Genomic DNA, 23,492 nt, shown 5'->3' on the forward strand with positions numbered 1-23,492 from the left:
CTGCGCGCACACGGGGCTCCGAGGCCCCCCGCCGCTCGGCTGGACACGCCCTTCGGGTCCACGTACACTCGTCCGAGGTAGTCGATCTCTGCCCTCATCCGCAGCGCCCGCGAGGGTCGCGGCGGTGGGGCGGCGGGTCGGTCTCCTCCTCGGATGCTCGCAACGGCATCCATAGGGCGGTGGCTCAATTGGTAGAGCAGCGGTCTCCAAAACCGCAGGTTGCAGGTTCGAGCCCTGTCCGCCCTGCACATCGATGCCCGTCGCACGCGGTCCCCGCGACGCTGCGGTCATCGGTCCAGGGCCGCCCATGACGGGCGGTCGGCCACACCGGAGGTTCCGGTGCGGGAAAGGTGCGTGCAGGTGGCCGGGAAAGCAGTCGACGAGCCGAGCGAGGACGTCGTCGCGATCGCCAATCAGCAGCGAGCCGCGCGGCGCAACCCGTTCGCGCGCATCGCCCTCTTCATCCGGCAGGTCATCGCCGAGCTGAAGAAGGTCGTGACGCCCACCCGCAAGGAGCTGGGCAACTACGTCGTGGTCGTGCTGATCTTCGTCGTCATCATGATGGCGCTGGTGTCCTTCCTCGACTGGGTCTTCGCCCTGGCCGTGACGTACGTGTTCGGCACACCCGCCGCCTGACCCGAGAGCATCCGGGCCGCGCGAGCGGAGGGTGCCGGCGACAGCGGGACGCGCCCCGAGGGGCGCGACCGATCGATCGAGAGAGAGTTGTGACGAGTGTCTGACAGAAACCGCGACGACGTCGACTGGGCGACGGCTGCCGAGCAGTCGTCGGAGGTCGAGGAGGAGCAGGAGGGCGACGTCCAGTCGCAGGCTGAGGACGCCGTCGAGCCCGCCGAGCAGGGTGCGCTGAGCATCATCGACGAGAACGAGTCCGAGGACGACCTCGCCTCCGACCTCGAGGCAGCGCTGGACGCCATCGGCTCCGTCGATGACCCCGAGGCCGACTCCGCCGTCGACGAGGCCGCGCACATCGACACCGTCGAGGAGGCCGAAGCGGCCCTCGAGGCCGTCGAGGACGAGGCCGAGGTCGCCGCCGAGGACGCCGAGTCCGCCGGTGAGGACCTCGCCGACATCGACCCGTACGAGGCCTTCCGCACCGAGCTGCGCGGCAAGCCGGGCAAGTGGTACGTCATCCACTCCTACGCCGGCTTCGAGAAGCGCGTGAAGTCGAACATCGAGAACCGCAAGGTCTCGCTCGAGGCCGAGGACTACATCTTCGAGGTCCAGGTCCCGATGGAGGACGTGGTCGAGATCAAGAACGGCCAGCGCAAGATGGTCACCCGGGTGCGCATCCCCGGCTACGTGCTGGTGCGCATGGACCTCAACGAGGACTCGTGGTCGGTCGTCCGCCACACCCCGGGCGTCACCGGCTTCGTGGGCAACGCCCACAACCCGACCCCGCTGCGCTTCGAGGAGGCCTTCACGATGCTGAAGAGCCTCGTCGAGATCAAGGATGTCGCCCCCTCGAAGACCTCCGGTGCCAAGGGCCAGAAGCAGGCCCAGCGCGTGCTGCCCGCCGAGGTCGACTTCGAGATCGGCGAGACCATCACCATCAAGGAGGGCTCGTTCGCGGGTCTTCCCGGCTCGATCAGCGAGATCAAGCCCGAGAGCGGCAAGCTCACCGTGCTCGTCTCGCTCTTCGAGCGCGAGACCCCGGTCGAGCTGTCGTTCGACCAGGTCACCAAGCTCTGACGCGTCGCCTCCGCGCCGCGTGAACGCCCCCTCCGCACGTCGGAGGGGGCGTTCGCCGTTCCGGGCGGCGCCTCCTCCGGCACCGCCAGCGCGCACCCGGGCGCCGGCCCCTCCTCCGCCCTGTCGGGGTGGCCCCGCTCGTGTAAGCTCGTACGGGTTTTCGTGTCGGCGCCCGCCTCTGCGCGCGCCGGACGACCCTCCTCCACCGCGATCCGGCACCGTCGGATGCGCGGGAGAGCGGCCGGGAGCCCCCGACCGCTCGAACCCTGAGAAAAGGAATCAGAATGGCCCCCAAGAAGAAGGTCACCGGCCTGATCAAGCTCCAGATCAAGGCCGGCGCGGCCAACCCCGCGCCCCCGATCGGTCCGGCGCTCGGTCAGCACGGCGTCAACATCATGGAGTTCTGCAAGGCGTACAACGCGCAGACCGAGTCGCAGCGCGGCAACGTCATCCCCGTCGAGATCACCGTCTACGAGGACCGCTCGTTCACCTTCGTGCTGAAGACCCCGCCCGCGGCGGAGCTCATCAAGAAGGCCGCCGGCGTCGCCAAGGGCTCCTCGACCCCGCACACCGTGAAGGTCGCGAAGCTCACCCAGGCGCAGGTCCGCGAGATCGCCGAGGCGAAGCAGGTCGACCTGAACGCCAACGACATCGACGCCGCCGCGAAGATCATCGCCGGCACCGCCCGCTCGATGGGCATCACGGTCGAGTAGCGCGACGCGCTGCTCGACGGCGGGAGCGACGCGCCCATCGGCGCGGACCCACCGCGGAAGCCTCATGAACCCGACGGCGGCCCCTCAGCGGGGTCGCACGCCCGGTCCGGATACGCCTCCGCAGGACCTCCCCGCCTCCCGCGAGCAGCAGTCACGGCCGCGATCGCGGCACCACCAGAACTCCATCACCCCCGTGGGAGAGCCCGCCAGGCTCTAGAACCACATTCTCGTTTCAAGGAGAAACAACATGGCACAGAAGTCGAAGGCCTACCGGGCCGCCGCGGCCAAGCTCGAAGAGGGCAAGTTCTACACGGCCGACGAGGCCGTCGCGCTCGCCCGCGAGACCGGTTCCGCCAAGTTCAACAGCACCGTCGAGGTCGCCCTCAAGCTCGGTGTCGACCCCCGCAAGGCCGACCAGATGGTCCGCGGCACGGTCATCCTGCCCCACGGCACGGGCAAGACCGCCCGCGTCATCGTGTTCGCGACCGGTCCGGCCGCCGAGGCCGCGCTGGCCGCCGGTGCCGATGAGGTCGGCGGCGCCGAGCTCATCGAGAAGGTCGCGGGCGGGTACACCTCGTTCGACTCCGCCGTCTCGACCCCGGAGCTCATGGGCCAGGTCGGCCGTCTCGGAAAGGTGCTCGGCCCCCGCGGCCTCATGCCCAACCCGAAGACCGGCACCGTGACCCCGGACGTGGCGAAGGCCGTGACCGAGATCAAGGGCGGAAAGATCGAGTTCCGCGTCGACAAGCACGCCAACGTGCACCTCGTCGTGGGCAAGGCCGCGTTCACCGAGGAGCAGCTCCAGGAGAACTTCAAGACCGCGCTCGACGAGATCCTCCGCCTCAAGCCGTCCTCCTCGAAGGGCCGCTACATCCAGAAGGCCGCCGTCTCGACGACCTTCGGCCCCGGCATCCCGCTGGACGTCAACGTCCTGGCCTGAGCCGAGCACGCACTGACGTGAGGAGGGGGTCCGCTTCGGCGGGCCCCCTCCTTCGTCGTCCCGGCATACTGGACCGGTGATCCGCCGCTCCGCTCCGTCGCGCCTCCCGTGACCGTCCGCCGGGCGTCCCCCGCCGACGCCGACGCCCTGGCCGAGCTGGCCGCCGCGACCTTCCCACTGGCCTGCCCGCCGCACACCACCGCGGAGGCGAAGGCCGAATTCGTGCGCACCGTGCTCTCGGTCGAGCGCTTCCGCGACCACCTCGCCGATCCGCTCCGCTCGCTCCTGGTCGACGACGACTCCGGCGCGCTGACCGGCTACGCGATGCTCGTGCGCGGGGAGCCCGCCGACGCCGACGTCGTCGCGGCGATCCGGCTGCGTCCGACCGTCGAGCTCAGCAAGTTCTACCTCCTGCCCGGCCGGCACGGCTCCGGAGCGGCGGCCGCGCTGATGGCCGCGACCCTCGAGGAGGCGCTGGATCACGGTGCCGCGGGCGTCTGGCTCGGCGTCAACGAGCAGAACGCGCGTGCTCAACGGTTCTACTCCAAGCACGGCTTCGCGGTCGTCGGCCGCAAGCGCTTCCTCGTCGGCGACCGCTGGGAGGACGACTTCGTCCTCGAGCGCTCTCTCGCCTGACCCTCCCCGCGAGACGCCACCCGGGTACGCGACCCGCTCCGCGCGGCGTATCCGAGTGGCCTCTCGCCGAGGTCAGCCCTCGGAGACGGTGAGGACGATCTTGCCGCGGGTGTGGCCCGTCTCGAGCTGCTCGTGCGCCTCGCAGGCGCGGGCGAGGGGGAAGATGCCGTCGATGAAGACGCGGACGTCGCCCGACTCGAGAAGGCGCGAGACCACGCCGAGGGTCGCCCCGTCGGGAGCGACGCGGTAGGTGGAGGCGCGCACGCCCGCAGCGGCCGCCTCCTCGAAGAACCCGGGCCAGCTCCCGGTGGGCGCGTTCACGATCAGGCCCCCGGGGCGGAGGACCCTCAGCGAGCGCGAGCCCGTGTCGTCGTGGACGTTGCCGACCAGATCGATGACCACGTCGACGCCGGACAGCAGCTCGTCGAAGCGCTCGGCGGTGTGGTCGATCACCTGCGCGGCGCCGAGCTCGTGCAGCCACTGCAGGTTGCGGGTCGAGCCGGTCGCGATCACCGAGGCGCCGAAGTAGGCGGCGAACTGCACCGCGAAGTGGCCGACTCCGCCCGACCCGGCGTGGATGAGGATCCGCTGACCCTCGTGCGCCTTGGCGAGCTCGACGACCATGCCCCAGGCGGTGAGCGCCGCGAGCGGGACGCCGGCCGCTTCGACGTGCGAGAGCGTCGACGGCTTCCGCGCGATGGAGACGCTCGGCACGCTGACGTACTCCGCGTAGGAGCCCGAGTAGCGCGGCACCATGACGAAGCCGTAGACCTCGTCGCCCGGCCGCAGCGGATGCGCCGGGTAGGGGCTCGAGACGACGACGCCCGAGAAGTCGTGGCCGAGGACAGCAGGGTAGGAGGCGATCTGCGAGGCGACCCCCTGGCCCGCGCGCGTCTTCGCGTCGAGCGGGTTCACGCCGGCCGCGACCACCTTCACGGTGAACTCGGCGTTGATGGCGGAGGGTGTCGGCACGGTCGCCAGGTGCAGGGCGGAGGCGTCGCCCGGCGCGTCGATCACCGCCGCCGTCATCGTGTCGGGGAGGACGACCTCCTCCGGGATCTCGCCGATCGCGAGGCCGTGCCCGAGCGCGCTGGTGTGCATCGTCGCCTTTCCTGTCGCTGAGGCGTGCGGGTGGAGCGTGCCGAGGACGTCGCCCCCGATCCCCGCATCCGACGCCGCGACCAGTCAATCGAGGCAATGAGTCGGCGCTGTTACGGGGGTGTCACCCTCGGGAGAAGATTGGCGCGCGGAGCCGCGGGCGCCCGGTCTGGCACGATGAGGGGATGCGACGCCGACGTACCCTGCTGGTCGGCGGTGCCCTCCTGGTCCTGGCCGGGCTCGTGGTCCTCCTGGCCGCCCGGATCAGCATCGGCACCAGCCGCTGGGTCTACGTCAGCGAGATGGGCGCGCCGGACCTGCCGACGGCGGGCGCCTTCGAGGCCGCTCTTCTGCTCGTGGCGGCCGGCGGCGCGCTGATCGCCGCGGGCGCCTGGCCGGTGCGCGCCCGCCTGCTCCCCGCCCTCCGCCCGGCGGGCGCGATCCTCCTGGCGGCCGCCTGCTTCGCGCTCGCCTCGCAGGTGACCTGCACGGCGGGCTGCCCGCTGCCGGTCGGGCCGGCCTTCCGCTGGCAGGACCTCATCCACACCTCGGCCGCCGTGCTCGGCTTCGGGGCTGCCTGCGCCGCGATGCTCCAGCTGGCGACCGTGCGGGGGCGCCCTGCGGTCGCGCGGCTCTCGCTCGCCGCCGGGATCTCGGTGGCGGTCGTCGCCGGGACGGGTGGGATCCTGTCGCTCCTGCGCGTGTGGCTGCGGCTCGGCGGCACGCTCGAGTTCGTGGCGACGGCGATCGCAGTGCTCTGGCTCGCGTTCGTCGGCCTGGTGCTCGCGCTCGAGGACCTCAGCGCCGAGCGAGCCAGCCGCGGACGTGCCCGCGGATCCGGTCCTGCTGAGCGGCGAAGCCCTCGTCCCGCGACGGCACCCGCTCGCAGTCCGCATCCGGAAGAGCCCTAGCCCACGCCTCCGCGACCTCGACCGGGTGCACGGGATCGCGCTCGGCCGCGATCACCAGGGTGCGCGCGATGACCTCGCCCAGCTCTCCGGAGTCGCGGTAGGCGGCGTTCCGCGGGATCTGGGCGAGCCGGACGGCGCGCTCGGCCGCGCGCGGGGAGCGGAACTGCAGCGTCAGCGCCTCCGCCGACGCGGGGGACACCTCGGCGGCGCGCGCGAACAGGCCCGAGGCGCGGAACATCCGCTCGCCGCGCTTCGCGCCGTGGTCGTGCAGCAGCTGCGCGATGACGGGGAACACGGTGAGGTTCTCGGGCAGCGGCTCGGCGGTGAAGGCGGGGCGCACGAAGACGGCGCGGTCGATCGGCAGCACGCGTCGGACCGCGAGGCGCAGGGCGATCGCGGCGCCCATCGAGATGCCGAGCACCGTGAGCGGCTTGTGCGCGGCTCCGGCGCGCACGACCTCCTCCGTCACCTCGTCGGCCAGCGCCTCGAGGGCGAAGTTGTCGGGCGCGCCGAGCAGCTCGGAGGCGCCGTGGGCGCGGACGTCCGGAGCGATGACCTCGCTGCCGGCGGGGAGGGCGGAGCGCAGCAGCCCCAGCGGCTGGGAGCGGTCGCCGCCCAGGCCGTGCAGGAGGAGGACCGTCACCGGGCGCGCGTCCGCTCGTGCAGCTCAGCCATCAGCATCCCCGCCAGCCGCACGAGGATGTGGATCTCGTCCTCGTCGCGGTCGACCCAGCGGGAGTTCGGCTCGCCCTCGATCGGCACGAAGTCGCGGTGCTGCTCCCAGACGACGAGCGTGCGCTCGGCGCCGAGGACGTACTGCTGCCAGAAGACCTGCCGCAGGTAGTGGCGCGGGATGCTCCGCCACGGCTTCGTCGTGGTCTTGATCTCGCAGAGCTCGAGCCGGCCGTCCTCGCGGAGGCCGATGCCGTCGGGCGTGGCGAGGTGGCGCCGCTCCTGGCTCGCGTGGAAGAGGGTGCTGCTGGGCTCGATCGCGTGCTCGCTCCGCACCCAGGCGGCGATCTCGGGCTCGCGGGCGCGGCCGTGGTCGGTGAAGGCGTTGCCGCCGAAGCCGGTGCCGTAGAGCTTGTCGAGCGCTGCCTTGCCGATCGCGGCGGGGGAGGAGAGGCGGGCGACGTCGGTCGCCGTGATGCCGCGCGAGCGGGCGCGGAGCCAGGCGACGCGGTCCGAGGAGTCGGCGACGACCCTCCGGAGGTGCGGGGGCTCGGCGTCCGTGAAGACGGGCTGCGTCTCCCAGGGGAGGGAGAGCTGCAGGTCGGGCACCGATTCATTCTCTGCCCCCTGCGGCGCCCGGTCGAATCGGCACGCCGACCCGCGGCGTCTCACCGGGGCGCGACGGCTCGCGCCGGCGGCTCAGGCGTCGAGGAAGGCGTCGACGTGCGCGGGGGAGAGGAGGTGGCGCCGGACCATCAGGGCGGCGCCGCGGACGCCTCCGCCCTGGGCCGCGGCCTGCACGATGTCGAGCGCGCGGGTCGCCAGGGGGAGGGAGCGGCGGTAGACGACCTCGCGGACCCCGGCGAGGACCTCGTGGCTGGCCTGGGCGATGCTGCCGCCGACGACGATGACGGACGGATTCAGGAGGTTCACGCAGGTGGCGAGCACCTCGCCGATGTCGCGGCCGGCGGCGCGCGTGAGCTCGACGGTGGTGGGGTCCCCGCCGGTCAGCAGGGTGACGACGTCGGAGGTGCTGGCGGCGTCGATCCCGGACTCGGTCAGCCGGCGGGCGATCGCCGAGCCGCTCGCGATCGCCTCGAGGTCGGCCTCGCCGCGGTCGCCGGGGACCTGCACGTGGCCCAGGTCGCCCGCGGCTCCGAGGGCTCCGCGCTGCAGGGCGCCGCCGCTGACGATCCCGGCTCCGATGCCGGTGGAGACCTTCACGTAGAGGAGGTCGTCCACGTCGGCGTAGTGGTCGGCGTGCTCGCCGAGCGCCAGCAGGTTCACGTCGTTGTCGACGAGGACGGGTACGGGGAGGCGGCGGCCGACGAACTCCGGGATGTCGAAGCGGTCCCAGCCGGGCATGATCGGCGGCTTCACCGGGCGGCCCGTCGCGTGCTCGACGGGTCCGGGGACGCCGACGCCGACTCCCGCGAGCGGGCCGGCCGCCGGAGTCCGGCCGAGCAGGGCCGCGGCGACGTCGAGGGCGTGGCCGAGGACGGCGAGGGGGCCGTCGGCGATGGCGATGCTCTCGCGGCGGCGGGCGAGGACCGTGCCGTCGAGGTCGGTCAGGGCGACGACGGCGTGCGCGGCGCCCAGGTCGACGGCGAGGAGGCTGCGCGCCCGGGGGTCGAAGGCCACGCGGGCGGCGGGACGGCCGCCGGAGGAGGGGGCGTCGTCCTGTCGGGCGACCAGGCCGGAGGCGGTGAGGACGTCGAGCTGGGCGGAGACGGCCGCGCGCGGCAGGCCCGTCTCGGCGACCACGTCGGCCCGAGTCCGGGGAGCCCCGTCGGCCAGCAGGAGCAGCAGCTCGCCGACCGCGCTGACGGTGATGCGGCGGCGCGGGGACATGGCCAGAGTCAACCACAGCGCCCGTGCTTCTGTGCGGCGGGCGCCCGACTTGGCGGGCGCGCAGGGCTAGTTTTGCTTGTCCGTGAGCAAAAGTCCGCGTAGGGTTCGAGGCACACCTTCCGATGCGATCAGGAGCCCCACCGGTGGCCACACCCCCAGACCTCTCTGTCCAGCTGTACTCGGTGCGCGAGCCGCTCGCGGCCGATCTTCCCGCCACCCTCGACCGCCTCGCGGCGATCGGCTTCACCACGGTCGAGCTCTTCGGGTTCGTCGACCTGGCCGACGCCTACCGCGTAGCGCTCCCGGCCAGCGGACTGCGCGCTCCCAGCGCCCACGCGCGCCTCCTCGGCCCTCAGGGCGACGCCACCGTCGACGAGATCCTCGACACGGCCGCCTCGCTCGGCGTCGAGACCGTGATCGACCCCTACGTCGACCCGACCCGCTGGACCACCGCGGACGACGTCGCCCGCATCGCCGACGAGCTGAACGCGCTGGTCGACTCCGCCGCCGCCCGCGGCCTGGTGCTCGGCTACCACAACCACGCCTTCGAGTTCGAGAACCGCGTCGACGGCCGCAGCGCCTTCGAGCACCTCGCGGGCCTGCTCGACCCGCGCATGGTCCTCGAGCTCGACACCTACTGGGCGGCCGTCGGCGGCGACGACCCGGTCGAGGTGCTCGGACGCCTCGGCGACCAGGTGCGCTTCCTGCACGTGAAGGACGGCCCGATCTCGGCCGACACCCAGGAGCAGCTGCCCGCGGGCGAGGGCGCGATGGACGTCCCGGCGATCCTCGCCGCCGCTCCGCAGGCCCTGCCCGTGCTGGAGTTAGACGCCTACGCCGGCGACATCTTCGAGGGCCTGGAGTCGGCCCACCGCTACGTCTCGGGGCTCGGCGCATGAGCGGCACCGGCCGCGTGGGCGTCGGCGTCATCGGCGCCGGCAACATCAGCACCCAGTACCTGACCAACCTCACCGTCTTCCCCGACCTCGAGGTGCTCTTCGTCGCCGACATCGACCTCGAGCGGGCGAGGACCCAGGCCGAGGCCTTCGGCGTCCCCGCCTCCGGCACCGTCGAGGAGCTCCTCGCGCACGAGGGCATCGAGATCGTCGTGAACCTCACGATCCCGGCCGCGCACGTCGAGGTCGCGCGCCGCGCGGTCGAGGCGGGCAAGCACGTGTGGACCGAGAAGCCCTTCTCGCTCGACCGCGACAGCGGGATCGAGCTGCTCGCGCTGGCGAAGGACAAGGGGCTGCGCGTCGCGACCGCTCCCGACACCTTCCTGGGCGCGGGCCTCCAGACGGCGCAGCGCGTGATCGAGAGCGGAGCCATCGGCACGCCGCTCTCCGCCCTCACCCTCTTCCAGGGCCCCGGCCCCGAGTCGTGGCACCCGAACCCGGAGTTCTTCTTCGCCGAGGGCGGCGGACCGCTGCTGGACATGGGCCCGTACTACATCACCACGCTCGTGCAGAACCTCGGCCCCGTCGAGAGCGTCACCGCCGTCTCGTCCCAGGCCCGCGCCACCCGCGTCGTGGGCTCCGGCCCGAAGGAGGGCACCGAGTTCCCGGTGACCATCCCGACGCACATCGGTGGGCTGCTCCGCTTCGAGTCCGGGGCCTCGGCCCAGGGCGTGTGGAGCTTCGAGTCGAGCCTGCCGCGCACCGGCTTCGTCGAGATCAACGGCTCCGAGGGCACCCTCGTCCTCCCCGACCCGAACCAGCACGACGGAGAGATCACCCTGCACCGCCGCGGGTCCGCCGAGCCGGAGGTCATCGCGGCGACCGGCTCGACCGCCTCCCGCGGCACCGGCGTGCTCGAGCTCGCCCGTGCGATCCGGGCCGACCGCCCCGAGGCCGCCTCCGGAGACCTCGCGTACCACGTCACCGACGTGATGCTCTCGCTCCTCGAGGCCGCCGAGACCGGCGAGAAGGTCCTCGTCACGAGCTCCGTGACGCCCCGCCCCGCACTGCCCGAGAGCTGGGACCCGACCGAAGCGACCCTCTCCTGATGCCCGCGCCCCTGCGCGTCGGCGTGCTCGGCGGCGGCTTCATGGCGGCCGTGCACAGCCGCGCGGCCCGCAGCGCCGGAGCGGTGCTCGCCGGAGTCGCCTCCTCCACCCCGGAGAAGGGCGAGCGGGCGGCGGCCGAGCTCGGCGTCGAGCGTGCCTACCCGGACGCCCGGGCCCTGATCGAGGACGAGAGCATCGACCTCGTGCACGTCTGCACCCCGAACGCCACGCACGCCGCACTCGCGCTCGCGGCGATCGAGGCGGGCAAGCACGTGGTGTGCGAGAAGCCGCTCGCCGCGACGCTGCGGGAGGCGGAGTCGCTCGCTGCGGCCGCATCCTCCGCCGGCGTGGTGGCGACCGTCCCGTTCGCCTACCGCTTCCACCCGATGGTGCGCGAGGCCCGTGCCCGCGTCGCCTCCGGCGAGACCGGCCGCCTGGTCACCGTCCGCGGGAGCTACCTCCAGGACTGGCTGCTGGGCGCCTCCGACGACAACTGGCGCGTCGACCCGGCCGCCGGCGGCCGCTCGCGCGCCTTCGGCGACATCGGCTCGCACCTGGTCGACCTGCTGGAGTTCGTCACCGGCGACCGGATCGACTCACTCGCCGCGATCACGAGCACCGTCCACGCCGAGCGCGGCGGCCGCCCGGTGAGCACCGAGGACGTGGCCGGCCTGATCGTCCGGCTCGAGGGCGGCGCCGTCGGCACGCTCCTCGTCTCGCAGGTCACCGCGGGCCACCGCAACGAGCTGGTGCTCGAGGTGTCCGGGCTGGAGGAGTCGCTGCGCTTCGAGCAGGAGCTCCCCGAGACGCTGTGGGTCGGCCGGCGCGACAGCGCCCTGCTGGTGCCGCGCGACGCCTCGATCCTCGCGCCCGATGCGGCCCGGCTCTCGATCGTGCCGAGCGGTCATCCGATGGGCTACCAGGACGCCTTCACGGCGTTCGCCCGCGACACCTACGCCGCCGTGGCGGGCGCCGACGTGGAGGGTCTGCCGACCTTCGCCGACGGCCTCCGCGCGGCGCGCATCACCGAGGCCGTGCTCGACGCGGCCGAGACAGGCGCCTGGGTGACCGTGCCCGCCGCCGACGACCGGACGGAGATCGCCGCATGAGCGACGAGAAGACCTACCCCGCCACCCACCCCGTGACGCTGTTCACCGGCCAGTGGGCCGATCTGCCCTTCGAGGAGGTCGCCCGACTCGCCGCCGAGTGGGGCTACGACGGACTCGAGATCGCGGCCTCGGGCGACCATCTCGACCTCAAGCGCGCGGACGAGGACGACGCCTACGCCGCCTCGCGCCTGGAGATCCTCGACCGCTACGGCCTCGAGGTCTTCGCCATCTCGAACCACCTCACCGGCCAGGCCGTCTGCGACGACCCGATCGACTTCCGCCACAAGGCACTCGTGCGCGACTACACCTGGGGCGACGGCGACGCGGAGGGGGTGCGTCAGCGCGCCGCCGAGGACATGAAGCGCTCGGCGCGGGTCGCCCGCAAGCTCGGCGTGGACGTGGTCGTCGGCTTCACCGGCTCGAAGATCTGGCCCTACGTGGCGCAGTTCCCGCCGGTGCCGGCCTCCGTGATCGACGAGGGGTACGAGGACTTCGCGACCCGCTGGAACCCGATCCTCGACGAGTTCGACGCGAACGGCGTGGTCTACGCGCACGAGGTGCACCCGTCCGAGATCGCCTACGACTACTGGTCGAGCGTGCGCACCCTCGAGGCGATCGGGCACCGCCCGGCCTTCGGCTTCAACTGGGACCCGTCGCACATGATGTGGCAGGACATCGACCCGGTCGGCTTCATCGTCGACTTCAAGGACCGGATCTACCACGTCGACTGCAAGGACACCCGCCTGCGCCCGAAGAACGGCCGCGCCGGCGTGCTCGGGTCGCACCTGCCCTGGGGCGACCCGCGCCGCGGCTGGGACTTCGTCTCGACGGGGCACGGCGACGTCCCGTGGGAGGACGCGTTCCGCGCGCTGGAGTCGATCGGCTACTCCGGCCCGATCTCCATCGAGTGGGAGGACGCCGGGATGGACCGCCTCCACGGCGCGAAGGAGGCCGTCGGCTTCATCCGCTCGCTGCTCTGGAGGACCCCGACCGCGTCGTTCGACGCCGCGTTCTCGAACCAGTAGCCGCGCGGCTCCCCTCGGCGGGATCCCGCTCCGGTCCGCAGGCCACGTCGCCCGCGCCGGATCGGGGTCCCGCAGGCGGGAGAGCGGTCAGTCGGCGGCCTTGGCGGCGCGCTCGGACTTGATGCGGGCCTGCTCGCGGCGGACCTCCGCGTAGCGGTTCTGCTCGACGCGCAGCCACTCGGGGACCTCGTCGAGCAGGGCCTGGATCTCGGGAGTGGTCAGCGCCTCGGTGACGCCGCCGCGGGCGAGCCCCGAGATGGAGACGTTCAGCCGGGAGGCGATGACGGAGCGCGGGTGCGGCCCCTCCTCACGGAGCTGCACGAGCCAGGCGGGCGGGTTCGCGGCGAGCTCGTCGTACTGCTCGCGCGTGATCGCCGACTCCTGGAACTCCTCCGGGGTCGCGGGCAGGTAGACCTGCAGCTTCTTCGCCGCGGTCGCAGCCTTCATCGTCTGTGTCGCCTTGGCCATGCGGCAACCCTACCGGCGCGGCGCGGACCACCTACCCTGAGGGGATGAGCGAGCAGCCCGAGACCGTCGACCCGCAGGCCGCTCCCGAGGCGGAGGGGCGTCCGGAGGGCGGGGCGGACGCGGCGGCTGTCGACGCGTCGGCCGGATCGGGCGCGGTCGGCGCCGGAGCCGGAACCGAGTCGGACGACACCGACGGCGACTCCGAGGACGGCGACTCCGACGACCTCGACTCCGAGGACAGCGACGCCGGGGACAGCGATGTCGACGACGCCGACTCCGACGACGCCGACTCCGACGCCGAGGACGCCGTCCCCGACGGCCCCGTGCTCGCCGTCGCCCTCGTGCCCGGCGTCACCCCCACCAAGTGGACCCGCGTCTGGGGCCAGCGCCGCTCCGATCTCCCGCTGCGCATCACCGTCGTCGCCGAGCGCGATCAGGAGCAGGCGCTGCTCGACGGCCGCGCGCAGCTGTCGTTCGTCCGCGGCGACGTCTCCTCCTCCGCCCTCAGCTCCATCCACCTCTACGACGAGCAGCCCGTCGCCGTCGTCGGCCGCGAGCACGTCCTGGCCGCCGCGGAGGAGCTCGACGTCGCCGAGCTCGCCGGCGAGCATCTCCTCCAGGATCCGGAGGACGTGCCGGAGTGGGCCGCGGTCGCCGAGGAGCTCGCGGACGGCTCGCGGCGCCCGCTGCCGCGCATGGCCGGCCTCGACGACGCGGTCGAGCAGGTCGCGGCCGGAGTGGGCGTGCTGATCGTGCCGCAGTCGGTGGCGCGCGTGCACAGCCGCAAGGACGTCACCGCGGTGCCGGTGACCGGCGTCGCTCCCTCCTCCGTCCGCCTCGCCTGGGTGACGGACGACAAGGGCGACGATGTCGAGGACTTCATCGGAGTCGTCCGCGGCCGCAGCGCGAACACCACGCGCGGAACCGCCGCGACGCCGAAGGTCGAGTCGCGGGCGAAGGCCGCCAAGGCGAAGGCGCGGGAGGCGCGCGAGAAGGCGGAGAGGGCCGGCGGCGGCAAGAAGAAGCCGGCCCGCGCCAAGGCGTCCGCGCCGGCGGTGCGGCGCACCCGCAAGCCCCGCGGCCGCTGACCGTGGCCGACGACGCCGGCTGGTCGCTCCGCCCCGCCACCGCGGAGGACGCCGCAGCGATCGCCGAGCTGCGCGCGGTCGTCATGCGCCCGTCGCTCGAGACGCTCGACCGCTACGACGAGCACCGCGTGCGGCACCGCTTCCTCGACGGCTACCGGCCCGAGCTCACCCGGGTGATCGAGCTCGACGGCGCCTTCGCCGGGAGCATCGCCGCGCGGGTCGAGCCGGACGCGGTCTGGATCGAGCACTTCTACCTGGCGCCGCACGCACAGGGACGCGGAGTCGGCGGCGCCGTCCTGCGTCGGGTGATGGCGGAGGAGGCGCGGCCGGGTCTGCCCTTCCGGCTCGACGTGCTGAAGCGCAGCGACGCCCGCCGCCTCTACGAGCGGCACGGCTTCCTGTTCGAGCGTGCTCTGGAGTGGGACGACATCCTCGTCGCGCCGCCTGTCTCCTGACCCCTGATCGGGGAGGACGACGGGGCGCGGGCCGCCGCTAGCATGAGCGCGATCCCCTCCGCCGGGTCGGCCGCAGGGCGACCTCCTCCTGGAAGCAGGCACTCCGCCGTGTCCCCGCTCGTTCTGAGGTCCGCCGCCTCCGCGGTCCTCGTCGCCGCCCTGGCGATCACCTCCAGCCCGCTCGCCTCCGCCGCATCGGCGGCCGCGCCGTCGGCCGCCCCCGTCGCCGCATTCGGCGCCGCCTCCGACGCGCCCCGCTCGATCGTGCTCCCCGAGGGGCAGCCTCTCTGGCAGCCCAGCGCCGAGTCCCCCCTGCCTGCCGTGCCGGACGAGGCGCCGAGCGCCGCCCGTGCGAGCGCTGCGGCGTCGATCAGCGGCCGTGTCGTGGTCGAGGAGGCCGACGGCTCGATCGCGACCACCACTCCCCGCGGCGCCCTCCTGAACGTCGAGGTCTGGTCGAGCGAGGCGGGGCTCCTCGGGAACCACTCCGTCGCCGGCGACCTCACCTTCAGCATCGACGGGCTCACCGCCGGGCAGACCTACTACCTGCTGATCAAGGACAACGCCGACCTGTACGCCGACCTCTGGTCCGGCGGCAGCGCCGTCGCCCGCAGCGCCGAGCCGCTCCAGGCCCCTGCGGCCGGCGTGCAGCTGCGCACCGCACGGCTGGGCTCGCTCGAGGGACGCCTGAGCGGCGTCGCGGGCGACCAGCGCGTCGACATCTGGTACCGCGACCCGGGAACCGACGGCTACTTCCGCACCGGCGAGCTCGACCTGATCACGGGCGGCGACAACCCGTACTCGTTCCAGCAGGTCGTCCCCGGCGACTACCTCGTCCGGGCGTCGAGCCGCGACGACGTGATCGACGACAGCTACTGGGACCACGTCCTCCGCTCGGGCGACGCGGGCGACGTGCGCGTCCCGGTGGGCGGATCGGCCGCCGGGATCGACCTCTCGCTGAGCAGCGACTACCAGCAGTACACCGGCCGCCTCGCCGGATCGGACCGCTACGCGACCTCGGTGGAGGCGACGGGCTACTTCTCCCCGGGCATCCCGGTGCTCTACGTGGCCAGCGGGGCGAACTGGCCGGATGCGCTGAGCGCCGGCCCGGCCGCCGCCGCCCTCGGAGGCGCGCTCCTGCTCACCGATCCCGACCGCCTGCCTCGGGTCGTCTCCGACGAGATCCGCCGCCTCCGCCCGGAGCGGGTCGTGGTCGTCGGCAGCGAGCTGAGCGTGAGCCCCGGGGTCCTGTCCGCGATCCGCTCGATCGTCGGCGGCACCGAGCGCATCGGCGGGACGGACCGCTACGACACCTCCCGCCGGATCGTCGCGGACGCCTTCGGCACCGGCCCCTACTCGAACATGTTCGTCGCGACCGGCACGAACTTCCCTGACGCCCTGTCGGCCGCGCCGATCGCCGGCTGGCGTGCGCAGCCCGTGCTGCTGGTCGACGGTGCGACCTCGGGCGCCGACTCCGCGACCGCGACCGCGGTGCGCGCCCTGGCGCCGGAGCACGTGGAGTTCCTCGGCGGCGACCCCTCGATCCGGGACGCGTACGTGGCGGACTTCGAGCGTCGCGGCCTCGCCCCCTCGGTCTCGAGGATCGCCGGCCGCGACCGCTACGAGACCAGCGTCGAGCTGAACAGCGCCTACCCCCAGTCGCTGCTGCAGGACAGCGTCTTCCTCGCCGCGGGGTCCTCCTTCGCCGACGCCCTCTCGGGAGCGACGACGGCGGCGGCCCTGGGCTCGTCCGTGCTGCTGACCGAGCGCGACTGCGTGCACGACTCGACGCTGCGCTTCCTGGCCTCCAACTCGAAGAACTACGCGTTCCTGCTCGGCGGGGAGCCGACGCTCACCGAGGACGTGGCGAACCTCCGCAACTGCGAGTACGACTTCTGACGACGCGTGCTCCCGGGGTCCGGGGCTAGGGTGCGAGCATGCCCACGAGCGATGAGACCTGGACCCTGGCCGAGCACGACGTACCGGTGTACCGCAGCGGTGAGGGCGGCCGGGCGCTGATCCTGATCCACGAGGTCTGGGGGGTCGACGGGCACATCCGCTCGGTCGCCGACCGCTACGCGGCCGAGGGCTACAGCGTCGTCGCCCCCGAGCTCCTGGCCGACAGCGGCCTGCTCGAGCAGCTCGACGAGGAGCGGCGCGCCGACTACGACCACCCGGTGCGGCGCCTGCCGCGCCAGGTCGAGCTGCGCACCTTCTTCGCCCCCGTCTTCACTCCGGAGCACGCGACGCGCACCGTCGCGATCCTCCGCGCCCTCGTCGAGCGGCTCCTGCGCCAGGAGGGCGCGACCAGCGTCTCCGTCACCGGGTTCTGCTACGGCGGCACCTTCTCGTGGGCGCTCGCGCTGGCCGAGCCGCGGCTGGCGGCGGCCGTGCCGTTCTACGGGCACGTCACCGCGTCCGCCGAGGAGCTCGGCGCGCTGCAGGTGCCGGTGCTGGCGTTCCTGGGCGATCAGGACGCTCCCCTCGTCGAGCAGGTGCCGCGCATCCGCGAGGCGACCGAGGGCAAGGACGTCGAGGTCGTCGTCTACCCGGGAGCGGGCCACGCCTTCTTCAACGACGCGAACGAGCAGACCTACCAGGCCGAGGCGGCGACCGACGCCTGGCCGCGGGCGCTCGCGTTCCTCGGAGCGCACGCGGGCTGAGCGGGCTGTGCGGGATCAGCGGGTGAGGATCCACGCCACCAGGTAGCTGCGCGAGTCGGCGCTGTCGATCGAGGAGTCCGGCAGGCGCTCCGCCCGCGCGAGAGCCGCGGCCGGGTCGCTGGTCGCCTGCAGCATCAGCACGTAGTCGGCGAGCGGCGCGCCTGGGGCTCCGGCCACGAGCTCGTCGACCCGCGAGGGGTCGGGGAGGAACGCGGTCGACGGCGGCATCGGGATCAGCTCGATCCCCAGCAGCGCCGAGGGTGTCGCGTCGAAGAAGGTGGCGTAGTCGCGCTTGCCGCCCCAGTTGATCGCGACGAACGGCGCTTCGAAGCCGACCGGCGTCTCCGGGCTCAGCCAGAGGTCTGCGGCCGCCTGCGTCTCGAGGGAGAGCAGCCAGCGCGCCTCCTCGAGCAGCGGCGCGTTCCCGGAGGCGGCGGCCCAGAGGGCGAGGCCGTTCCAGGCGTTGACCGCCTCGGACACCGACTCCTGGTCGTTGCCGTCCCGGGCCGGCGCGAGCCCCGAGGCCCAGGAGTGGCCGCGGTACGCGTCGAACACGCGCAGCCGCGGGAACTCGGCGGTGTCGACGGGAGAGGCGAGATCCAGGGCGAGCAGGTCCGCGACGGTCCGGTACCGCTCGAGGAGGGACGGGTCCTCAGCGGCCAGCATCCCGACGGCGGAGAGCAGGTAGCCGTAGTGGAAATGGTGGTCGTTGAACGCGTCGGACCCGAACGACGGCGCGGAGCCGACGACGCCTCCGAGCACCGGGTCGTAGACGACGCACTTCACGGCGCCCGGTGCGCAGCCGCGCGGGTCGAGCCACTGGTCGAGCTCGGCGGCGATCCGGTCGTGCAGGTCGGCCGCCACCTCCTCCAGGCCGAGGTCGACGGCGAGACGGTGCAGAGCAGCGGCGCGGTAGAGCTCCTTGCCGGCTCCGTAGGTGTCGGGCGCGGCGAAGCGGGTGGCCGCGGCGTCGAGTGGCACCTGCGTCCGGAGCGTCGTCTTCTCCTCGGCCGTGAGGGAGCCGAGATCGAGCGCCCCCGACTCGACGATAGTGGGGGCGGCGCGGGAGAACGACGTTCCCGCACGGAGCCCCACCCGGCCGTAGAGCGTGTCGTAGCCGATCGCCCCCTCGGCCCCGAGGCCGAAGAACGTCTCGGCGCCGCCCTCGGTCCGCAGCGCGTAGGTCGTGGTGGTGGTGCTCGCCGTGACGTCGTGGGAGACGCTCGCGCCCTCGAGGGGCACTGCACGACGCCGAAGCTCGTCGATCCGCGCCCTGCTCGCTCCCGGAGGCACCGCGAAGAGGAGCAGCGTGCCGTCCAGCGTCATCCGGGGGAACGTATCGAGGGCGGCGGCGGGCGCCACCAGCCCGTACCGCTGTCCGCCCGCGGTGACCAGGAGCAGGCCGCCGGCCGCGCGCTCGGGAGCGGTGGCGCCTCCGATCAGCACAGTCTGGGCGCTCTCGGTCCGGTAGGAGGCGTAGGGCCAGCCCTCGGCTGCGACGAGCTCACCGGCACCCGCGAGGCTCCAGTGCGCGACGAGGTCGTCGAACGCGGAGAGCGCCACCGCGCTCGAGGGGACCGTCACGGTGAGATCGTCCCGGGCGAGGGCGTAGACGGTCCGCGGAGCCGCCTCCACGATCGGGAGGCCCACGGTGAAGCCGTCGGCGCGCGGCGTGACGGTGAGGATCCCTGAGTAGAGCGGGAGATCCTCCCCGAACACCGGTCCGGACACCCACGAGTTCGTCGGCGGCCGCACCCCTTCGGCGAGCCGCGCCGTCCCCGCGTAGGGGCCGGGGACCTGCGGCAGCTCCCGCGCGTGCACGGACGCTGCCACGGCCCAGTCGGACGCGGAGCCGTCGGACGTGCATCCGGTGAGGCCTGCGATCGCGAGGGCGAGAGCGAGGGCCGCCCCCGCCCCGCGCCTCACCGCGCGAATCCGCCCGGCGTGAAGAGCCTGCCGAGCTGGGCGACCAGCCAGCCGCCGAAGCCGTCGTCGTCGTCGCGGAGCCGCACCTCCGCCGCGACGGGAGCTCCGACCACGGTGTAGTCCTGCGTCGTGATCTCGTCGGTGCGCGCGCGGATGAAGGTCGTCGCCCGCCCCTCGTGGAACCGCTCCACCTCGACGTCGTAGATCTCGGCGTCGACGGTCGTCCCGTCCGGCATCGCCACGGCGACGGTGCCGCCGATCGGGACCCGCGAGTAGTCCCGGGCGCCGAGCACGAACTCGCTCTCGAGGTGGATCGAGTCCGAGATCGCGACGACCGCGATCATCTGGTCCTCCTCGACGAAGGAGCCGATCTCGGCGTCGACCGATGTGACCACGCCGTCCAGCGCCGCCGTGAAGACCATCAGGCCGCCCTCCTCGATCCGGTAGCCGACATCGGCGCTGGTGAACGTCTTCGTCTGCATGTCGGACTCGAGGACGGTGCTCTGCAGGCTGAAGAGCACGTCGCCCTTCTCCACCGCGTCGCCGCGGGAGATCGTGAGGTCCTGGATCGTGCCCGCGTAGGGCGTCCCCAGCGAGTACTCGTCGGTGACGAGCTGAGCGCTCGCCGCCCGCACGGTGAGCGAGGAGTTGTTCGCGTAGACCAGGCCGGCGGCGGCGACGCCGAGCGCGAGGGCGCACGAGGCGAGGAAGCCGAGCCAGCGCAGCGCGGTCATGCCGCACCCACGGCGAGTCCGTGGCGTCCCGCGGCGGCGGGGCCGCTCGGAGCGACCACCTCGGCCCGGGCGGCGCGCTTCAGGAGGACGTGCTCGCGCGCCGCGATCACCGCGAACGCTCCGAGCGTGAGGGTGTTCAGGACGTTCCAGGCGAGCGCCACCGAGTACTCCGCGGTCCACTCCGCCTTGAGGAAGCCGACGACGGAGGTCGCGGCCAGGAACACCAGGAAGACCATCTGCACCTTGATGAAGTTGAAGGGCGAGGCGGCCTGCCCGGTCGCGCCCGTCGAGGTCCAGGCCGGCTTCCGGCCCGCAAGAGCGAGGAAGAACGCCTTCGTGTACATCGGGAAGGTGACGGTCGACAGCAGCAGCGTCTCCCACCGGAACGAGCCGATGATGAACAGCGCGAGCCCGATCTGCAGCACGTAGAACCCGCAGTAGAAGAGGATCCACTCGACGAGCGGCACCTCCAGGCTGACCGGCGTGATGTTCAGGTAGATCTGCAGCGGGGGCAGCACGATCAGGCCCAGCGGCACGATCCCGGTGAAGTAGAACGTGACGGTCATGAAGTACTGCACGCGCTGGTCGGTCGTGAGCCGGCGCTTCGGCGAGAACGGGTTGTGCTTGAGCAGGATCTCGAACCCGCCGACGGCCCAGCGGACCTGCTGGCGGACGAAGGCCTCGATCGTCTCGGGCGTGCGCCCGACCGCGAGGGTCATCGGCACGAAGATCGAGCGCCAGCCGCGCTCGTGCACGAAGATCGACGTCCAGATGTCCTCGGACTGCGAGCCCTCGTACATCCCGCCGATGTCGTCGAGGGCCTTGCGGCGGAAGACGGCGTTGGTGCCCACGCAGAAGGCGGAGTTGTACTTGTTCTTGCCCGGCTGGGTGAGGGCGTAGAAGACGATCTGCATGTAGGCGGAGCCGCGCGAGATGAAGTTGTGCGCGTTCCCGTAGACCTGCGGGGCCTGCACGAAGGCGACGTCGTCGTGGGCGAAGAAGGGGAGAGTCTCCTCCAGGAACTCCGGCACGGTCACGAAGTCGGCGTCGATCATCACGGCGAAGTCCGAGTCGGTCAGACGGAGCGCGTGGTTCACGTTGCCGGCCTTGGCACCCGCGCGGTCCTCGCGCACCACGTAGCGGACGCCCAGGCGCTCGGCGATCGCGGCGACCTGCGGGTCGTCCCCGTCGTCGAGGAGCCACGTCACGTGGGTGCCGCGCATGTCGCGGGCCGCACGGGCAGTCTCCTCGATGATCGCGGGGTCCTCCCTGTAGGTCGTGATGAAGACGTCGACGGTGATGCGGCGGCGGCCGAGGTAGAGGTCCTCGCCGATCGGGATGCCGTCGACCGGGCTCCCGTAGAGCGTCGCTCGAGCGGAGTGGAAGGCGGAGTCGCGCGGGTCGTAGGTGCTCGACAGGGCGGTCCACATCGTGAGCGCGGCCTGGCCGATCAGGTACAGCTCGCAGATGATGACGATGGCGAACGGGAGGGGGTCGCCGATGTTGCGCGGGTTGAGCAGGAAGGCGCCGTAGAGCAGAGCGCCGGCGCCGGAGAGCAGCACGATCATGATGAGCGAGGGCGACTGCTGCTTGGCGCGGCTGGTGACGGCACGGGGGCTGGCGACGCGCTGCTGGCGCGTCAGGAGCGGACGGATCTCGGGTGGAGAGGGAGGAACAGGGCGGGCGGGGGTGCTGGGGTTCACGGGTGAGCTCTTCGGGTAGGCGGAAGCGGGGGCCCGGAGCGTCGTCGGTCGGGGGTACCGGACGGCGCGCCGGAGGAGCGCCTGTGCGCGCGTTCGGCTCAGGTCGCTGATGCGCCGCGGTCCGTCGGGTACGGCGCGGGCGTCGGGGCCGCGGTCCCGTCGGGTACGGGGTCGCGGTGCGGAGGCCGCCCGTCATCGGGGATGTCGGCGGCGGTCCCCATGTTCGACCTGGGAGAGTGCCGGGACAAGAGCCGGAAGAGGACGTGTCCGCTAGCGGACACCCCGTTCCGACACTGCGGCTCCGCGGCGCTGAGCTCGCCGACGGCCGGCTTCAGCGCGGCCGGACCGGCAGCCAGCCCCGCCGGGCCGCGAGCGCGCCCGCCTGGAAGCGGCTCTCGGCGCCGAGCAGATCGAAGAGACCGGCGATGTGCCGACGGCAGGTGCGCACGCTGAGGTCCAGCCGTGCCGCGAGCGCCTCGTCGGTGAGCCCGGCGGCGAGGCCCTGCAGGATCGACCGCTGCACCGCGGAGAGGGAGGGCTCCTCCTCGGCACCTGCCGCGTGCAGGGGCGCTGCGAACTCCCACGCCGCGTCGAACACGCGCGCCAGGGTCGCCGCGAGCTCGGGGGAGCGGACGACCAGGGCGGCGCGGTCGTCCTCGTCGCGGGAGCGGGCGACGATCGCGAGGGAGCGGTCGAAGACCACCAGCCGGAAGGGCAGCGTCGGGAGGGTCCGGAACCGCGCGCCCAGCGGCTCGAGCTCCGCGACCGAGCGCCGGAGGGCCGCGTTGTCGCGGCGGCGGTCGTGGTACAGCGTCCGCCTCGCGATGCCGCGCCCGAGCAGCTCGCGGTCGACGGCGTCGCTCGCCTCGTGCCGCTCCACGCTGCTGGTGCCGGGAGCGGCGATCAGCACCTCCTCCGAGGCTCCGCGCTGCAGGTCGAGGAGCAGCCGGAGGACGGTCGCCGGGTCCTCGATCACCTCCACCTGCTCCGCGGCGGCGAGGGCGCTGCGGGCGCTCCGGTAGGCGGGGACGAGGGCCATCAGCTCGCTGCGGCGGCGGGTGATCCCGGTCTGCAGCTCGAGGAGGCGCCGCTCGTCCTCGGCGATCAGCTCGGCCAGGGCGATGTCCGGTGCGGCCGTGGCGAGCGATTCCGCCCCCGCGTGCAGCGGAGCGAGCAGCCGGAGCCCGATCAGCTCGTCGCGCGCCTCGCGGAGGCCGTCGACGGTGACGCCGAGCTCGTCCGACGCGCTCTCGAGAGACCAGTCTCCGCGCACGGACGCGTGCAGGTACAGCGCGATCGCGTTCTCGCTCAGCACCGGCGGCCCCCCGTTCTCCCGACCCTCCCGAGTGTAGGAGGCGCGCACTCAGCGCCGCCGCGCGAGAACCGCGACGACGGCGAGCTCACCGGCGAGGACCAGCGCTACCGCTCCGAACACGGCCGGGCCGACCAGCGCGGCGAGCGGAGTGAGACCGGCGTTCGCGAGGAGGGGGGCGAGGAGACCGATCACGACTCCGGTACGGCGGGCGGGGGGCTGCCGGCGGGCGACGGCGACGACGCTCAGCGAGGTCGCGGCGGCGGCGGCGAGCACGAGCAGGAGGACCGCCGCGGGGTGCGGCTCCCCGAGCAGGAGCAGCGCGGACAGCGCGGCCCAGGCGAGGGCGCCTCCGGCGGCGACGGGGCCGAGGTGCGGGGTGGCGGCGGGTGCAGTGGCGGTCATGGTGCGTCCTCTCGTCGTGGTCCTCCGAGCCTCGCGGAGGCCCGTCGGCGGCACCAGATCAGCATCCG

24 protein-coding genes and 1 tRNA gene are annotated in these 23,492 nt (G+C 73.0%); 15 read left to right on the forward strand and 10 right to left on the reverse strand.

Going from position 1 to position 23,492, the window contains the following annotated elements; translation table 11 throughout:
* Positions 1-173: 173 nt before the first annotated feature.
* The 6 genes from C5C36_RS13410 to C5C36_RS13435 all read left to right on the forward strand — a co-directional run bounded on the left by C5C36_RS13410 (position 174) and on the right by C5C36_RS13435 (position 3,999).
* A tRNA-Trp gene (locus tag C5C36_RS13410) sits at positions 174-246 on the forward strand.
* A 114-nt stretch (positions 247-360) separates the two neighbouring features.
* On the forward strand, positions 361-636 hold the full coding sequence (gene secE / locus C5C36_RS13415; protein WP_068208793.1) for a preprotein translocase subunit SecE: 276 nt from the start codon (positions 361-363) through the stop codon (positions 634-636).
* Positions 637-732: 96 nt separating this feature from the next.
* A complete protein-coding gene (nusG, locus tag C5C36_RS13420; RefSeq protein WP_104223631.1) occupies positions 733-1,710 on the forward strand; it encodes a transcription termination/antitermination protein NusG in 978 nt (325 codons plus the stop codon).
* Positions 1,711-1,994: 284 nt separating this feature from the next.
* The gene (gene rplK, locus C5C36_RS13425) at positions 1,995-2,423 is read left to right on the forward strand and encodes a 50S ribosomal protein L11 (RefSeq protein ID WP_104223632.1); all 429 of its coding nucleotides are present in this window, start codon (positions 1,995-1,997) and stop codon (positions 2,421-2,423) included.
* 247 nt (positions 2,424-2,670) lie between these two features.
* Positions 2,671-3,363, forward strand: a complete 693-nt coding sequence (gene rplA / locus C5C36_RS13430) for a 50S ribosomal protein L1 (protein ID WP_104223633.1) — start codon at positions 2,671-2,673, stop codon at positions 3,361-3,363.
* A 108-nt stretch (positions 3,364-3,471) separates the two neighbouring features.
* Positions 3,472-3,999, forward strand: coding sequence for a GNAT family N-acetyltransferase (locus C5C36_RS13435; protein WP_104260445.1), 528 nt, complete (start codon positions 3,472-3,474; stop codon positions 3,997-3,999).
* A 72-nt stretch (positions 4,000-4,071) separates the two neighbouring features.
* Here C5C36_RS13435 and C5C36_RS13440 read toward each other — a convergent pair whose 3' ends face one another.
* Positions 4,072-5,100: an NADP-dependent oxidoreductase gene (locus C5C36_RS13440; protein ID WP_374952914.1), complete on the reverse strand. Its 1,029-nt coding sequence runs from the start codon at positions 5,098-5,100 to the stop codon at positions 4,072-4,074.
* A 182-nt stretch (positions 5,101-5,282) separates the two neighbouring features.
* Between C5C36_RS13440 and C5C36_RS13445 the strand changes: the two genes are divergently transcribed.
* Complete coding sequence (locus tag C5C36_RS13445) at positions 5,283-6,008, forward strand: DUF998 domain-containing protein (RefSeq protein ID WP_104223635.1); 726 nt, start codon at positions 5,283-5,285, stop codon at positions 6,006-6,008.
* On the opposite strand, the gene C5C36_RS13450 is transcribed toward C5C36_RS13445, so the two are convergent.
* The 3 genes from C5C36_RS13450 to C5C36_RS13460 form a co-directional block, all read right to left on the reverse strand.
* Positions 5,896-6,651, reverse strand: a complete 756-nt coding sequence (locus C5C36_RS13450) for an alpha/beta fold hydrolase (protein ID WP_104309880.1) — start codon at positions 6,649-6,651, stop codon at positions 5,896-5,898. The two genes, C5C36_RS13445 and C5C36_RS13450, sit on opposite strands and share 113 nt — an antisense overlap.
* Entirely contained in the window at positions 6,648-7,280 is a 633-nt protein-coding gene (locus C5C36_RS13455; RefSeq protein ID WP_104309889.1) for a YqaJ viral recombinase family protein, read from the reverse strand. Before C5C36_RS13455 ends, C5C36_RS13450 begins: the two co-directional genes overlap by 4 nt.
* A 99-nt stretch (positions 7,281-7,379) precedes the next feature.
* Positions 7,380-8,531, reverse strand: a complete 1,152-nt coding sequence (locus tag C5C36_RS13460; RefSeq protein WP_104223637.1) for an ROK family transcriptional regulator — start codon at positions 8,529-8,531, stop codon at positions 7,380-7,382.
* 143 nt (positions 8,532-8,674) lie between these two features.
* Between C5C36_RS13460 and C5C36_RS13465 the strand changes: the two genes are divergently transcribed.
* From C5C36_RS13465 to C5C36_RS13480, 4 genes are read left to right on the forward strand one after another with little or no spacing between them, the layout of a single operon-like run.
* Positions 8,675-9,430, forward strand: a complete 756-nt coding sequence (locus tag C5C36_RS13465; RefSeq protein WP_258072304.1) for a sugar phosphate isomerase/epimerase — start codon at positions 8,675-8,677, stop codon at positions 9,428-9,430.
* On the forward strand, positions 9,427-10,536 hold the full coding sequence (locus C5C36_RS13470; protein WP_104223639.1) for a Gfo/Idh/MocA family protein: 1,110 nt from the start codon (positions 9,427-9,429) through the stop codon (positions 10,534-10,536). The genes C5C36_RS13465 and C5C36_RS13470 overlap by 4 nt, the downstream gene beginning before the upstream one ends.
* Positions 10,536-11,645: a Gfo/Idh/MocA family protein gene (locus tag C5C36_RS13475; protein WP_104223640.1), complete on the forward strand. Its 1,110-nt coding sequence runs from the start codon at positions 10,536-10,538 to the stop codon at positions 11,643-11,645. The genes C5C36_RS13470 and C5C36_RS13475 overlap by 1 nt, the downstream gene beginning before the upstream one ends.
* On the forward strand, positions 11,642-12,670 hold the full coding sequence (locus C5C36_RS13480) for a sugar phosphate isomerase/epimerase (protein WP_167299019.1): 1,029 nt from the start codon (positions 11,642-11,644) through the stop codon (positions 12,668-12,670). Before C5C36_RS13475 ends, C5C36_RS13480 begins: the two co-directional genes overlap by 4 nt.
* Before the next feature lie 87 nt (positions 12,671-12,757).
* Here the strand turns inward: C5C36_RS13480 and C5C36_RS13485 are convergent, their stop codons facing one another.
* Complete coding sequence (locus C5C36_RS13485) at positions 12,758-13,138, reverse strand: DUF5997 family protein (protein WP_104223641.1); 381 nt, start codon at positions 13,136-13,138, stop codon at positions 12,758-12,760.
* Between the two features lie 44 nt (positions 13,139-13,182).
* On the opposite strand from C5C36_RS13485, the gene C5C36_RS13490 reads away from it, so the two are divergent.
* The 4 genes from C5C36_RS13490 to C5C36_RS13505 all read left to right on the forward strand — a co-directional run bounded on the left by C5C36_RS13490 (position 13,183) and on the right by C5C36_RS13505 (position 17,344).
* Positions 13,183-14,226 (forward strand): LysR substrate-binding domain-containing protein, encoded by a 1,044-nt coding sequence (locus C5C36_RS13490; protein WP_104247771.1) that lies wholly within the window; start codon positions 13,183-13,185, stop codon positions 14,224-14,226.
* 2 nt (positions 14,227-14,228) lie between these two features.
* Positions 14,229-14,681 (forward strand): GNAT family N-acetyltransferase, encoded by a 453-nt coding sequence (locus tag C5C36_RS13495; RefSeq protein ID WP_258063585.1) that lies wholly within the window; start codon positions 14,229-14,231, stop codon positions 14,679-14,681.
* Between the two features lie 108 nt (positions 14,682-14,789).
* Complete coding sequence (locus C5C36_RS13500; RefSeq protein ID WP_104309882.1) at positions 14,790-16,580, forward strand: cell wall-binding repeat-containing protein; 1,791 nt, start codon at positions 14,790-14,792, stop codon at positions 16,578-16,580.
* 38 nt (positions 16,581-16,618) lie between these two features.
* The gene (locus C5C36_RS13505) at positions 16,619-17,344 is read left to right on the forward strand and encodes a dienelactone hydrolase family protein (protein WP_104309883.1); all 726 of its coding nucleotides are present in this window, start codon (positions 16,619-16,621) and stop codon (positions 17,342-17,344) included.
* Positions 17,345-17,359: 15 nt separating this feature from the next.
* Here C5C36_RS13505 and C5C36_RS13510 read toward each other — a convergent pair whose 3' ends face one another.
* From C5C36_RS13510 to C5C36_RS13530, 5 genes are all read right to left on the reverse strand, one after another.
* Complete coding sequence (locus C5C36_RS13510; RefSeq protein WP_104260438.1) at positions 17,360-19,270, reverse strand: glycosyl hydrolase; 1,911 nt, start codon at positions 19,268-19,270, stop codon at positions 17,360-17,362.
* Positions 19,267-20,004, reverse strand: coding sequence for a biotin/lipoyl-binding protein (locus tag C5C36_RS17685; protein WP_181133823.1), 738 nt, complete (start codon positions 20,002-20,004; stop codon positions 19,267-19,269). The genes C5C36_RS13510 and C5C36_RS17685 overlap by 4 nt, the downstream gene beginning before the upstream one ends.
* Positions 20,001-21,707, reverse strand: coding sequence for a glycosyltransferase family 2 protein (locus C5C36_RS13520; RefSeq protein ID WP_104266760.1), 1,707 nt, complete (start codon positions 21,705-21,707; stop codon positions 20,001-20,003). Before C5C36_RS13520 ends, C5C36_RS17685 begins: the two co-directional genes overlap by 4 nt.
* A 331-nt stretch (positions 21,708-22,038) precedes the next feature.
* Positions 22,039-23,022, reverse strand: coding sequence for a LuxR C-terminal-related transcriptional regulator (locus C5C36_RS18120; RefSeq protein WP_104309884.1), 984 nt, complete (start codon positions 23,020-23,022; stop codon positions 22,039-22,041).
* Between the two features lie 48 nt (positions 23,023-23,070).
* On the reverse strand, positions 23,071-23,424 hold the full coding sequence (locus C5C36_RS13530; protein WP_104309885.1) for a hypothetical protein: 354 nt from the start codon (positions 23,422-23,424) through the stop codon (positions 23,071-23,073).
* Positions 23,425-23,492: the final 68 nt, after the last annotated feature.

The sequence above is a fragment of the Rathayibacter sp. AY1G1 genome, from assembly GCF_002932095.1.
GTDB lineage: Bacteria > Actinomycetota > Actinomycetes > Actinomycetales > Microbacteriaceae > Rathayibacter.